Raw genomic sequence first — 13,529 nt, 5'->3', positions numbered from 1 at the left:
GACCGCGGATTCATTCCGGGCCGAGCGCTTGCCTGTTCCATTCATGCTCGCACACCGGCCCTCCGGGGGGATGCGTCACATCGACACTATGGCCATCGTCAAAGTGACGTGAACCGGATATGATAGATAACGTCAATTAGACGAAAAGGCTTTCCGCAAAGAAGAAAGGGTGCGTGACGTGACCACGGCCCACCCCGTCCAGGATTTCGACGTCCAGCCGACGCCCCTCGCCCTGCTCCTGCTCGGCCGTGAGGCCGACCCGAAGAGCGAGCGCGGCGTCGAGTGCCCCGGCGACCTGCCCTCCCCGTCCGACCCGGACCTGGTGGAGCGTGCCCGCGCGGCCAAGGAGAAGCTCGGGGACAAGGTGTTCGTCCTCGGCCACCACTACCAGCGCGACGAGGTCATCCAGTTCGCGGACGTCACCGGCGACTCGTTCAAGCTCGCCCGGGACGCGGCCGCGCGCCCGGAGGCCGAGTACATCGTCTTCTGCGGTGTGCACTTCATGGCCGAGTCGGCGGACATCCTGACCACCGACGACCAGAAGGTCGTGCTGCCGGACCTGGCCGCGGGCTGTTCCATGGCCGACATGGCCACCGCCGAGCAGGTCGCCGAGTGCTGGGACGTACTGACCGAGGCCGGGGTCGCGGAGCAGGTCGTACCCGTCTCGTACATGAACTCCTCCGCCGACATCAAGGCCTTCACCGGCAGGCACGGCGGCACGATCTGCACCTCTTCCAACGCGAAGCGGGCGCTGGAGTGGGCCTTCGAGCAGGGGGAGCCCTCGGCCACCAAGGTGCTCTTCCTGCCCGACCAGCACCTGGGGCGGAACACCGCGGTCCGGGACATGGGGATGTCGCTGGAGGACTGTGTCCTCTACAACCCGCACAAGCCGAACGGCGGCCTGACCGCCGAGGAGCTGCGCAACGCCAAGATGATCCTGTGGCGCGGGCACTGCTCGGTGCACGGACGCTTCTCCGTCGAGTCCGTCAACGATGTGCGCGAGCGGATTCCGGGCGTCAATGTGCTGGTGCACCCGGAGTGCAAGCACGAGGTCGTGGCGGCGGCGGACTACGTCGGCTCGACGGAGTACATCATCAAGGCCCTGGAGGCGGCGCCGGCCGGCTCGAAGTGGGCGATCGGCACCGAGCTGAACCTGGTACGCCGCCTGGCGAACCGGTTCGCGGCCGAGGACAAGGAGATCGTCTTCCTCGACAAGACGGTGTGCTTCTGCTCGACGATGAACCGGATCGACCTGCCGCACCTGGTGTGGGCCCTGGAGTCGCTGGCCGAGGGGAACCCGGTCAACCGGATCGAGGTCGACCCGGAGACGGAGAAGTACGCGAAGCTGGCGCTGGAGCGGATGCTGGCGCTGCCGTAGGGGGTACTGCTCGCGGCATGGCCGTGAGGCCCGGTCCACCGCTGGACGGTCGGTGGACCGGGCCTTCCGCTCGGTAGAGGTAGGGAAACGTCCCGAGCCGCCTGGTTTCCTCCATATGGCACTCGAACAGCCCTCTGCGTAATTACGCTGCTTTATCCACGGCAGCAGCGCACATTCACGGGGGTACGGCGCCACATGACGTCTCGCAGCCGGGTCGACGACATGGTGGTCGTCGTCCCGGGCATTCTCGGCAGTCGGCTGGCGGACGCGGACGGGCACGAGGTCTGGGGCCTCTCGGGCTCGGCCCTCCTCCGCGGGATCCGTACGTTCGGCCGGTCCGTCAAGGGTCTGGCGCTGCCCCCGGACCTGGGCGACGAACACCCGGGCGACGGTGTGCGCCCGCTCGGTCCGATGCGCGACCTGCATGGACTGCTGGGCATCGGGACGCTCGTGGACGGCTACGACGGCTTCCTGGAGTGGCTGGAAAACAACTTCACGCTCCGGCGCCGGGGCGAGAAGGACGAAGCGGACCCCGCCAACCTGATCGACTTCGCCTACGACTGGCGGCTGTCCTGCCGCTACAACGCGGACCGGCTCGCCGAGCGGGTGGACGAGGAGCTCGGCCGCTGGCGGGCCTCGGCGCCGGAGCGGGCGGAGGCTCGGGTCGTCTTCGTCTGCCACTCGATGGGCGGCCTGGTCACCCGCCAGTACGTGGAGCGGTGCGGCGGCGCGGAGGTGACGCGCCGCGTGATCACGCTCGGAACCCCGTACCGGGGCTCCCTGGACGCCATGCTCTCTTTGGTCAACGGGGTGGGCCCGGCCGGTATCGGCCTCACCGCGTTCGCCCGCGGCCTTCCGTCCCTCCACCAGCTCGTCCCCGACTACGCCGCGCTGATCACCGCGCCGGGCGAGCCGCTGCGATACGCCCGCGAAGTGACCGGCCTGCCCGGGACCGACGCTGCACTGCTCAAGGACGCCGCCCGCTTCCACGAGGCGCTGCGGGAGTCCGGGGCGGGAACGGCGTACGGAGTGGAGTACGTACCGATCAGCGGGGTGCTCCAGCCGACCCCGACCACCGCCGAGGTCCAGGGCGAGAAGCTGACCGGACTGCTCACGATCGACGGGGCCGACGAGGGCGGCGACGGCCGCGTGCCCAGGCTCTCCAGCGCCCACGTGGGGGCGGCTCGGCGGCCCGCGTACACGCCCTGGGAGAAGCACGGCTCGCTCCAGAACAACACGGCGCTGCGCCAGGCCCTCTACAACTGGCTCACCCCTGACCCGCCGGTCCACCGCGGCCCGGAGGTCGCGGACATCCCGCTGGTGGTGGACGCCCCGGACGCGATCGTCGAGGGTGAGGTGTACGAGCTGCGGGCCACGGTCCCGCCGGACATACGAGGCCACGACCGGGTGGCCGTCTTCGCGACGGCCGACGGCGGACCGGTGCGGACGCTGAACAACCTGGGCGGGGGCCGTTACGTCGCACGCCTGGCCGGGCTGCCGCCCGGGCCGCACCGGGTGCGGGTGAGTACAGGGAACGCGGGCCATGTCGTGATGACCGCGCTGGTGCTGGTACTGGAGGACGGGGCGGGCGATGGTGAGTGAGACGGGCGCGGCGGGTGACGACGGACGCGAGCCGGCGGGGACGGCGCTGTGCGTGGTGTGCGAGGAGTATGCCGACAGACGGAGCTTTCCCCGGCTGACCGGGGCGGTGGCCCAGATGGAGGGGATCGCCGGACTGCTGGAGGGTCTGGGGATTGCGGCGCATGTGGTGGGCGGCGGGAACCCGTCCTGGGCGACCTTCGACGAGGCCCTCACCTCCTGGAGCGAGGGCCGGCGGGAGACAGGGGCGGCGAAGCCCGCGATCATCATCTGGTCGGGGCACGGCGTGCTGATCGACGACGAACTGCGCCTCGCGCTCTGCGACCTGGATCTCGATGTCGAGCAGGTGATTCGTGACGCACGCGCCCTCAAGCGGGGCGTCTCGGCCGAGACGCTGGTCAATGACGCGGTGGCGTCGGGCGCGGACCAGATCCTGGTGATCATCGACACCTGCCACGCGGGGGACGCGGTGGGCCGGGGCCTGGAGAAGGCTCTGCGGCGCTGGGAGGCCATGTCCACGCCGCCCGGCCAGGTCAAGTGGTTCGGGATCATGGCGAGCTGTCGTCGCAACGAGACGTCGGACGGCAGCGGCCCTCTGCTCACCGCGTTGGAGGAGGTGCTGAAGGCCGGCCCTGCCACCACCGAGTACCGCTCGGCATGGAGCGCCCACAACGAGCTGGTCAGCGGCCCGGACCTGCTGGCCGCACTGGGTGAGCGATGGCGCGGCGAGGGCCAGACACCGGTGCCCGCCACCCTCGGCACCGGGCAGCCGGCCTTCCCGAACCCGCGCCATGTGCCCGGGGCCCCCGCCCGGCTGGTGGAGCACCTGATGCTCGCGGCGCGCGGGGTCGGGTACCGCGAGGAGGGCTGGTTCTTCACGGGCCGGAAGGAGGTGCTGGGCCGGATCGCCGCATGGCTGGAGTCGGACGAGGCCGGGCTCTTCCTGGTGACCGGCCCGGCAGGCTGCGGCAAGTCGGCCGTGCTGGGCCGGATCGCGACGCTCACCGATCCCGTGCAGCGCAAGGAGACCGAGGCGCACGAGGGTCTGCGCGAGGACGACCCGGACCCGGGCCTGCGCCCCGACCGCTCCCTCGCCTCCGTACATCTGCGAGGCCTGAGCCCTCTCCAGGCGGCCTCGGAGCTGGCCCGGCAACTCGGGCTGCCGGAACCCCGCAACGCGGACGACTTCCGGGGCGAGCTCCGTGAGTTGTCCCCGCAGCCGGTGCTGGTGCTCGACGGCCTGGACGAAGTACCCACCGAGCACCTCCGTGCCGTGATCGAGGAACTGGTCTTCCCGCTCAGCCGGACGGGCCCGGTCCTGCTCGCCTCCCGCGACCGCGCGTTCCGCAGCCGTATCGAGGAGAACGGGCAGGGGAACGAAACCCTGCCGGACGCTCTGGCCCGGCTGATCGGTACGGGGGTCACCATGGCGGACCTGGAGCGGGAGCCGCACACGCAGGAGGACATCGGTGAGTACGTGTTCCGCCGGTGCGCGGCGGCCGGCGTCCCGAAGGACCGGGCGCGGGAGGCGGGCGACGCGGTCGCGGCGCGTGCCACGACGGTGGGCGGCGGGTTCCTGTTCGCGCGCCTGGTGACGGGCTCGCTGCTGGCAGGGGCGTCCGGTGGTGTCGACGAGGACCAGTGGTTGTCCGGTCTGCCCGGCTCCATCGAGGCCGCGTTCGAGGAGGACTTGCGGGCGGGGCCGGTGCGGGTCCTGGCGGACGGCACCGAACTGCCGTCCGCCGCGCGGGATCTGCTGACCGCGCTGGCCTGGACGGTCGGGCGCGGCATGCCCGCCGGGGGCGTGTGGGAGGAGGTCGCCGGAGCGCTGGGCGGCCGTGACGTGTCGTACGACGAGAGCGACGTGGACTGGGCGCTGTCCGCGTACGGCCGCTACATCGTCGAGGACTCCGAGGACGGGCAGGCGGTGTACCGGCTGTACCACCGCGAGTTCGTGTCTTATCTCGCGGGGCACGAGCGGCCAGGGGGTTCTGAAGCCGGCGAAGTGACTTTGGCCGCGCTCATCGCACACGTCGAGCGGCGAGCGGTGGGCGGCGACCGGGGCGCGGTCGATCCGTACGTGGTACGGGGGCTGGCGCGGCATGCGGCGCGGGCGGGTGCGACGGGAATCGGGATGCTGCGGGGGCTGGTGGAGCGGGGCGGGGCGGGCGCGACGCCGTTTCTGGCCCAGGCGTTGCATCGCTTCTCCGAGAGGCTCGGGGCGGAGGGGGATCTGGACGGTGCTCTGGGTGCGGCGCGGAAGGCGCTCGCTCTGTACAAGGAGCTGGACCAGGCCTCCCCCGGGGTCTTCAGGACGGCGGTGGTGCGCACGCTCGTCACCGTCGCCAACCGGCACGCCGACATCGGTGACCGCGAAGGGGCGCTGCCGCCGGCGCGCGAGGCGGTCAAGCTCCAACGGGACCTTGCCGACGCGGGAGGAAGCGAGTCCCTCCCCGACCTGGCTCTCGCCCTCGGCACTCTCGGCCCGCGAGTCCGCGACATCGGCGACCGCGAGGGGGCGCTCGCACTCACGCGGGACGCCGTCGCCATCTACCGGCAGCTCGCCGCACGAACGCCCACGGCGTTCCGCCCCGGCCTCGCCGCCGCGCTGAGCAACCTGGCGGCGAATCTCGCAGCCGTCGGGGAACGCCGGGCCGCCGTACCGCCCGCGCGGGAGGCGGTGAAGATCCACATGGAGCTCGCCGCGTCGCACCCCGATGAGTTCATGGCCCGGCTCGCCTCCGCGCTGACCAATCTGGCCAGCAGTCTCAAGGCCATCGGGAGCCACGCGGAGGCTCTTCGTCACGCGGAGGCGGCGGTCCGGGCCAACCGGAAGGTGGCCGAACGCCACCCCGCCGTCCTGCGGTCCGCCCTGGCCGGTTCCCTGACCAATCTGTCCGTGCACCGCGAGGACGTCGGTGACCTTGCGGGCTGCCTCGCGCCCGCGCAGGAGGCGGTGGAGATCTGCCGGGAACTCGTTGCGCGTCATCCGGCCGCCTTTCAGTCCGAGCTGGCAGGCGCCCTCCACAACCTGGCGGACAGGATCTCCGCCACCGGGGACCGCGAGGGCGCGCTCGCTCCGGCACGGGATGCCGCGCGCCTGTACGCCGGGCTCGCTTCGCAGCACCCGGACGCCTTCCATCCGGATCTCGCCCGGTCCCTGACCTCCTTGGCCAACAAGACGGCCGCCGCGGGAGACCGGGCGGCAGCGGTGCTGTTCGCCCGCGAGGCCGTACGCATCCAGCGCGAACTGGCGGAAAGCCGGCCGACAGCGTCCCTCCCGGGCCTCGCCGCGATGCTCAACAACCTCGCGATGCACCTCGTCTCCGCAGGTGACTCCGGGACAGCCCTGCTCCACGCCGAGGAGGCGACCGGCATCTACGGGCGCCTCGCCGCCGAGGATCCGAGCGCCTTCCTCCCGGAGTTCGCCACGGCCCTCAACAACCTCGGCAACCACCGTGTGACCCTGGGCGATGTTTCCGGGGCGCTCGCATCGGGCCGGGAAGCCGTCTCCATCCGCCGCGTACTCGCCGCACAACAGCCCGCCGTCTTCCGGCAGGACCTGGCCACGGCACTCAACAACCTGGCCGCTCACCTGAACAGGGCCGGGGACCCGACGGCGGGACTGCGAGCCGCGGAGGAAAGTGTCGCTCTCCACCGTGAACTCGCCGAACGGCAGCCCGCCTTCCGCTTCGCTCTCGCGGGCTCACTCGGCACTCTGGCACAGAACCTCGCCGACACCGGCAGCCGGAAGGAAGCCCTGGTGCCGGCTGAGGAGGGCGTCCGGCTCCTGCGCGGACTCGTCGACGAACTCAGCAGCACCCACCTTCCTGATCTGGCTCTCGCCCTTCAGAATTTCAGCAAGCACCTGGGACGGAACCAGGACGCCGAAGGAGCCGTGAGCACGGCGCAGGAAGCAGTGGCCGCCTACCGGACTCTGGCACTGGAGAACCCCGGTGCCTTCGAAAGGGACCTGGTCTCCGCTCTCGCCAACCTGGCGCGGGCACTCGTCCGCACCGACGACCGCGCCTCGGCGATCCGGCAATTCGACGAGGTCGTGGCGGAGTTCGCTTCCGCCCACCCCGCGACCGCCCGGCGTCTCGGTGTCGAGCGGAGTGTTTTCCTCCTGGACTGTCCCGACCCCCAGGCCTCGATCGGCGTACGCGAACTCGTGTCCTTTCTCGATGGCGAATCCACGCCGGACGGCGGCGCGGACGTCGTGACCGTACGGGCCAGGCGGGCGCTTCGCGCCTACAGCGACACCGAGGCCGTACGCACCGCGTGGGAAGAAGAGACCTTCGCCCCCGCACCGGCCTGGCTCGCCCTGTCGCCGGAGACTCTGGACCTCGTCAGTTCCTGGATGTTCGCACCCAACTGGCCCCAGTCACGCGATGTCTGGTCCCGGAATGCTGAAGTGCTCAGCAGCGAGGAGACAGCAACAGCCCTCGAAGAGCTGGCACTCCTGGACCCCCGCACCGCACAGCAGCACGCCGCACTCCGCGAGGCCGTCCTCGTCCACGGCGTGACCGCCGCCTACGATCCGCTGATCCTCGCTGAGCAGGTGGCGGAGTGGGTGGACTGCGCCACCTGGGCGGAGTCACGGGTCTTCCTCCAGGACCACCCCCGCATCCTCCAGGCCCAGCCGTCCGAGGCCACCCCGCTCGCGCACGTCGCCGTCCTCGACGTCGCCCGCACCGAAGGACTGGACGCCGCGTACCGCCTCGTCGAGGACCGCGACGCCCTCCAGGCGTACGTGGAAAGGGCGTTGGCAGCCGGGGACGGCAACGCGCTGCTGCACGCGGCGGCCATCGAGGGACAGGTATTCGACGACAGCCTGTCCTCCCTCGCCCACGCCCAGGCGGGCATGGTGCTCTCGGGGGTCGTCGAAGACATCGAACCGGACGAGCTGGCCACGCTCCTCCCCCGCGCACCCGAGGAGACCCGTGCCCGGCTGCTGAGGGAGATCCTCGCCCTCAGTGTCCGGCACGCCCACCCGCACGGCGAGACGTGGCTCCGGATCGTCCAGGCTCTCAGCGGGGCCGCCTGACGCTCACCACCCCGCCGTCAGCCGGCGTTCCCGCCGCTCTCCAGCCGCCCGCCCCGGCTCTCCGCGATCCGCAGGGTATCCCCCAGCGACTCGGCGAGCCGGGTGCCCGCGAACCGTAGCTCCTGCTCCCCCACCACGGTCTCGCTCAAGCAGCAAGCGGAAACCCGAAGGGGCCTGTCCCACACACTCGTGTGGGACAGGCCCCTCGTCATGCCAGGCGGGTCAGGCCTTCGCGGGCTCCGGCTCCTCGGAGGCGGTCGCCTCCGCGGGGGCCGGGGCGGGCAGGCCCGCCTTCTTCGCGCGCTTGGCCGCCTTCTTCTTCGCGCGGCGCTCCTTGCGGAGCTCCACCATCGCGTAGAGCGTCGGCACCAGGAGCAGCGTCAGCAGGGTCGAGGTGACCAGGCCGCCGATCACGACCACGGCGAGCGGCTGCGAGATGAAGCCGCCCTCGCCGGTGACGCCGAGTGCCATCGGGAGCAGGGCGAAGATGGTCGCGAGCGCGGTCATCAGGATCGGGCGGAGCCGGTGGCGGCCGCCCTCGATGACCGCTTCGACGACGCCCATGCCCTGGGCCCGGTACTGGTTGATCAGGTCGATCAGCACGATCGCGTTGGTGACCACGATGCCGATCAGCATCAGCATGCCGATCATCGCCGGGACGCCCATCGGGGTGCCGGTGATCACGAGCAGGCCGATGGCGCCGGTCGCCGCGAACGGGATGGAGACCAGCAGGATCAGCGGCTGGATGAGGGACTTGAAGGTCGCCACCAGCAGCATGAAGACGATCGCGATCGCGGCCAGCATGGCCAGGCCGAGCTTCAGGAACGCGTCGTTCTGGTCCTCGGAGACACCACCGATGGTGGCGGTGGCGCCGTCCGGGAGCTTCAGCGCGTTGATCTTCGTCTGGAGCGAGGCGCTGACCGCGCCGGTGTTGTCACCGGTGGGCTTGGCGGTGATGGTCGCGGCGCGCTGGCCGTCGATCCTCGTCATCGAGACCGGCCCGGGGACCAGCTCGACGTCGGCGATCCGACCGAGTTCGACCGGGCCGAGGGAGAGGTTCTTCAGCTCGGCCATCGTGGTGGCCGGGTGGGCGGACTTGATGACGACATCACGCTCGGTGTCGTCCATGATCGCCTTGCCGGACGGGGTGCCGCGCACCGCTCCGGCGACGGCCGCGCCGAGCGTGGCCTGGTTGAAACCGGCGTCGGCGGCCTTGGCGTTGGCCTTGACCGAGATCCGCGGCACGCTCTGCGCCAGGTCGCTCTGGACGTCGGTGACGTCCTTCAGCTTGGCCACCTCGGCCCGTACCTCTTCGGACGCCTTCCTCAGGACGTCCGCGTCGGCGGCCTTGACGACGACGCTGAGGTCCTGGCTGCCGAAGCCGTCGCCCGCGGCGATGGTGGTGTCACCGATGCCGTCGAGCTTGCCGAGCGCGGTGTCGATGCGCTTCTGCGTGGCGTCGAAGTCGCCCGAGTCCTTCAGGGTGACCTGGTACGAGGCCTGGTTGGCGCTGGTGCCGCCGCCGAAGGCCGCCATGAAGCCGGAGGAGCCGACGGTGACCTGGTAGTCCTTGACGCCCTCGTCCTCGGTGAGGACCTTCTCGACCTTCCTGGCCGCCTTGTCGGCGGCCGCCAGGCTGGTGCCGGGGGCCAGCTCCTGCTTGATGGAGAGGACCTCCTGCTCGCCCTGGTCGAAGAAGTTGGTCTTCAGCAGCGGGGCCATGCCGAAGGTGGCGAGGAACACCACGATCGCGATGACGATGCTGGTGATGCGGCGCCGGGTGGCGAAGCGCAGCACCGGGACGTACAGCTTCTGGAGCCGGCTGCGGGCCTCCTTCTCCTCGGCCTCGCGACGGGCCTCGTCCGGGTTCTCCGTGGCGCCCTTCGGGGCGCGCAGGAACCAGTACGACAGGACGGGGACGACGGTCAGCGAGACCAGCAGGGATGCCAGCAGGGCCGCGGTGACGGTCAGCGAGAAGGAACCGAAGAGCTCGCCGACCATGCCGCCGACGAGACCGATCGGCAGGAAGACGGCGACCGTGGTGAGGGTCGAGGAGGTGACCGCGCCGGCCACTTCCTTCACCGCGGTGATGATCGCCGACTGGCGCTCCTCGCCGTAGCCGAGGTGACGCTTGATGTTCTCCAGGACCACGATCGAGTCGTCGACGACGCGGCCGATCGCGATGGTCAGCGCGCCCAGCGTGAGCATGTTGAGCGAGAGGTCACGGGTCCAGAGCACGATCAGCGCGAGGACCACGGAGAGCGGGATGGAGACCGCGGTGACCAGGGTCGAGCGCAGCGAGGCGAGGAAGACCAGGATCACGATGACGGCGAAGAGCAGACCGAGCGCGCCCTCGGTGGTCAGACCGGAGATCGCCTTGGAAACGGCGGGGCCCTGGTCGGAGACGACGGTCAGTTCGGCACCGGCTCCGAGGTCCTTGCGGAGGTCGGGGAGCTTGTCCTTGACCGCGTCCGAGATGGCGACGGCGCTGCCGTCCTTGTCCATCGTGGCCATCACGGCAAGGCTCGGCTTGCCGTTCGTACGCGTGATGGAGACCGCGGTGGACGGCTCCTGCTTCACGGTGGCGACGTCACCGACGCGGACCGGCTCGCCGGGCTTGCCCGTGGCCGGGTCCTGACCGGTGACCCGCAGGTCCTCGATCTGCTTCAGGGAGGTGAAGGCACCGCCGACCTGGACGGTGCGGCTCTTGCCCGACTCGGAGAAGGAACCGGCGGGGACGGTCGCGCCGCCCGCCTGGAGCGCCTGGGAGAGCGTGCCGGCGTTCAGACCGGCGGCGGCGAGCTTCTTGTCGTCGGGGGTGATGGAGACCTGGAGGTCCTGCACACCGTCGACGGTGACCTGGCCGACACCGCTGATGTCCTCCAGGGCGGGGACGACCGTGCGGTCCAGTTGGTCGGCGAGCGCCTGCTGGTCCTTGTCGGAGGTGACGGCGAGGACGACGGCCGGAATGTCGTCCGTCGAACCGGCGATGACCTGCGGGTCGACGTCGTCGGGAAGCTGGGCGCGGGCGCGGTTCACCGCCTGCTGGATGTCGGCGACGAGCTGCTTGGTGCCCTCGCTGCCGAAGTCGAAGGACGCCATGATGACGGCGTTGCCCTCGCTGGCGGTCGAGGTGGTGCCGGTGACGCCGTCGACAGCCTTGATGGAGTTCTCGAGGGGTTCGACGACCTGCTTCTCGACCACATCGGGGGACGCACCCTGATAGGGGGCGAGCACCGACACCATCGGGAGTTCGATGGTGGGCAGCAGCTGCTGCTTGAGCTGCGGGATCGCGATCGCTCCGAATACGAGGGCGACAATCGAGATCAGCCCGATCAGGGCCCGTTGCGCGAGGCTGAATCTGGACAGCCAGGACATGGGTGGAGTCTCTCTTCTGTGGCTTGCGCGGCAGATGGGCGGGGGCTGCGGGACAGACCCGGCCCATCTATACGATCACCCACCCGCAAAGCCGAAAGCGTCGACCCAAGGTCGCTTCTTTATGCCGCGCATACCGCAGGTGGAGTACGCCGTATCTCCACCCGTCACTCCACCCTGGGGCGCACCAGGCCCGATTCATACGCAGTTACCACCAATTGGGCCCGGTCCCGGGCGCCCAGCTTCGCCATCGCCCTGTTCACATGGGTCTTGACGGTGAGCGGGCTGACGACGAGCCGCTCGGCGATCTCGTCGTTGGAGTGCCCGCCCGCGACCAGGACCAGCACCTCGCGTTCGCGGCCGGTGAGCGCGGCGAGCCGCTCGGAGTACTCCGCGGCGCTCGGCCCGTCACCGCCCGAACTGCCGCCCTGCGCAAGGAAGGTGGCGATCAGGCCCTTGGTCGCGGCCGGCGAGAGCAGCGCCTCACCGCCCGCGGCGACACGGATGGCATTGAGCAGCTCCTCCGGTTCCGCCCCTTTGCCGAGGAAGCCGGACGCTCCGGCCCGCAGCGACTGCACCACGTACTCGTCCACCTCGAAGGTGGTGAGCATGACGACCCGTACGTCCGCCAGTTCCGGATCGGCGCTGATCATCCGGGTCGCGGTGAGTCCGTCCGTACCGGGCATCCGGATGTCCATCAGCACCACGTCGGCACGCGTCGAGCGGGCCAGTTCCACGGCCTGTGCGCCGTCCGCCGCCTCGCCGACCACCTCCATGTCGGCCTCCGAGTCCACCAGCACCCGGAACGCGCTGCGCAGCAGCGCCTGGTCGTCGACGAGCAGCACCTTGATGGGCGGTGTCATGTGTTTTCCCCCGTCCGGCCCGCCGCGCCCGGCTCCTTGGGCTCTGCCGTGCGGGCCTTGACGGGCAGGATCGCATGAACCCGGAATCCGCCGCCGTAGCGGGGCCCCGCGGTGAGGGAGCCGCCGAGTGCGGTGACGCGTTCGCGCATGCCGAGGAGGCCGTGACCGCCGCCGTCCCCGTTGCGGACGCCTCCGCCCGAGCCGTTGTCGATCACGGTGACCTCGGCCGTGGCGCCGACCCGTACGACGCTCACCTCGGCCTTCGCCCCGGGGCCCGCATGTTTGCGCACATTGGTCAGCGCCTCCTGGATCACCCGGTACGCGGCCAGGTCGACGGCCGCGGGCAGCGGGGGCCGCCGGTCGGTGCAGGCCACCTCGACCGGAAGCCCGGCCCGCCGGACGGTGTCCACCAGCTCGTCCAGGACCGCGAGCCCCGGGGCCGGTTCGGTCGGCGCCTCCGGGTCGCCGGACTGGCGCAGCAGCCCGACGGTGGCCCGCAGTTCGTTGAGCGCGGAGCGGCTGGCCTCCCGGACGTGGGCCAGCGCCTCCTTGGCCTGGTCGGGGCGCTTGTCCATGACGTGGGCGGCCACCCCGGCCTGGACATTGACCAGGGCGATGTGGTGGGCGACGACGTCGTGCAGATCGCGGGCGATCCGCAGCCGCTCCTCGGCGACCCGGCGCCGGGCCTCCTCGTCACGGGTGCGCTCGGCCCGTTCGGCGCGCTCCCTGATCGCGTCGACGAAGGCGCGCCTGGAGCGTACGGCGTCCCCCACGGCGCCGGCCATGCCGGTCCAGGCGAAAACGCCGAAGTTCTCCTGGCTGTACCAGGGCGCCGCACCGAAGGACATCGCGGCGGCTGTCAGCGCGGCCATGGTCAGCAGACCGACCCGCCAGGTGGTGGGCCGGTCGGTGCGGGCGGCGACGGTGTACAGCGCGATGACGGTACTCATCACCACGGGCGCGGGCGGGTCGGACCTCACCAGCTCGACGACCGTCAGCCCGGCGGTGGCCGCGAGCACCGCCATGGGTCTGCGCCGCCGCCAGATGAGCACCACGGCACCGAGCACCATCAGGACCACACCGCTCGGCTCGGGCCTGCGAGCGCCGAAGGTGGGACCGTTCGGTACGCCCGGGCGGACGAACGACCCGATGATCATGGCCACCAGTACGGCCAGGGCGAGCGCGGTGTCCAGCGCGAGGGGATGGTCGCGCAGCCAGTGCCGGATGCGCAGAACCCCGGTTCCGAGGGTGGTCACGTCAAGCTACG

At 70.9% G+C, this 13,529-nt stretch carries 7 protein-coding genes; 3 read left to right on the top strand and 4 right to left on the bottom strand.

Annotation, left to right across the window (positions count from 1 at the left end; translation table 11 throughout):
- The first annotated feature begins 169 nt into the window (after positions 1–169).
- The 3 genes from nadA to IEZ15_RS16760 all read left to right on the top strand — a co-directional run bounded on the left by nadA (position 170) and on the right by IEZ15_RS16760 (position 8,024).
- The gene (gene nadA, locus IEZ15_RS16770) at positions 170–1,378 is read left to right on the top strand and encodes a quinolinate synthase NadA (RefSeq protein WP_189277656.1); all 1,209 of its coding nucleotides are present in this window, start codon (positions 170–172) and stop codon (positions 1,376–1,378) included.
- Between the two features lie 195 nt (positions 1,379–1,573).
- A complete protein-coding gene (locus IEZ15_RS16765; protein ID WP_189277655.1) occupies positions 1,574–2,980 on the top strand; it encodes an esterase/lipase family protein in 1,407 nt (468 codons plus the stop codon).
- Positions 2,970–8,024 carry a tetratricopeptide repeat protein gene (locus IEZ15_RS16760; RefSeq protein WP_189277653.1) on the top strand — a complete coding sequence of 1,685 codons (5,055 nt, stop codon included), beginning with the start codon at positions 2,970–2,972 and terminating at the stop codon, positions 8,022–8,024. The genes IEZ15_RS16765 and IEZ15_RS16760 overlap by 11 nt, the downstream gene beginning before the upstream one ends.
- Before the next feature lie 17 nt (positions 8,025–8,041).
- Here IEZ15_RS16760 and IEZ15_RS46405 read toward each other — a convergent pair whose 3' ends face one another.
- The 4 genes from IEZ15_RS46405 to IEZ15_RS16745 form a co-directional block, all read right to left on the bottom strand.
- Complete coding sequence (locus tag IEZ15_RS46405) at positions 8,042–8,173, bottom strand: hypothetical protein (protein WP_373302575.1); 132 nt, start codon at positions 8,171–8,173, stop codon at positions 8,042–8,044.
- A gap of 73 nt (positions 8,174–8,246) precedes the next feature.
- Entirely contained in the window at positions 8,247–11,402 is a 3,156-nt protein-coding gene (locus tag IEZ15_RS16755) for an efflux RND transporter permease subunit (protein ID WP_189277651.1), read from the bottom strand.
- A 164-nt stretch (positions 11,403–11,566) separates the two neighbouring features.
- Positions 11,567–12,262, bottom strand: coding sequence for a response regulator (locus IEZ15_RS16750; RefSeq protein WP_189277649.1), 696 nt, complete (start codon positions 12,260–12,262; stop codon positions 11,567–11,569).
- On the bottom strand, positions 12,259–13,518 hold the full coding sequence (locus tag IEZ15_RS16745) for a sensor histidine kinase (RefSeq protein ID WP_189277647.1): 1,260 nt from the start codon (positions 13,516–13,518) through the stop codon (positions 12,259–12,261). The genes IEZ15_RS16750 and IEZ15_RS16745 overlap by 4 nt, the downstream gene beginning before the upstream one ends.
- Between the last annotated feature and the right edge of the window lie 11 nt (positions 13,519–13,529).

Origin of the sequence: Streptomyces atratus, assembly GCF_014648655.1 — a bacterium.
Taxonomy (GTDB): Bacteria; Actinomycetota; Actinomycetes; order Streptomycetales; family Streptomycetaceae; genus Streptomyces; species Streptomyces atratus.
The sequence above is the reverse complement of the archived record's forward strand: the minus strand, read 5'-3'. Positions and strand labels throughout refer to the sequence as shown.

Bases quoted from the DNA above. Each gene is read 5' to 3' on its own strand.
- IEZ15_RS16765 (WP_189277655.1), top strand. From the start codon at position 1,574: ATGACGTCTCGCAGCCGGGTCGACGACATGGTGGTCGTCGTCCCGGGC.
- IEZ15_RS16760 (WP_189277653.1), top strand. From the start codon at position 2,970: ATGGTGAGTGAGACGGGCGCGGCGGGTGACGACGGACGCGAGCCGGCG.
- IEZ15_RS16755 (WP_189277651.1), bottom strand. From the start codon at position 11,402: ATGTCCTGGCTGTCCAGATTCAGCCTCGCGCAACGGGCCCTGATCGGG.
- IEZ15_RS16750 (WP_189277649.1), bottom strand. From the start codon at position 12,262: ATGACACCGCCCATCAAGGTGCTGCTCGTCGACGACCAGGCGCTGCTG.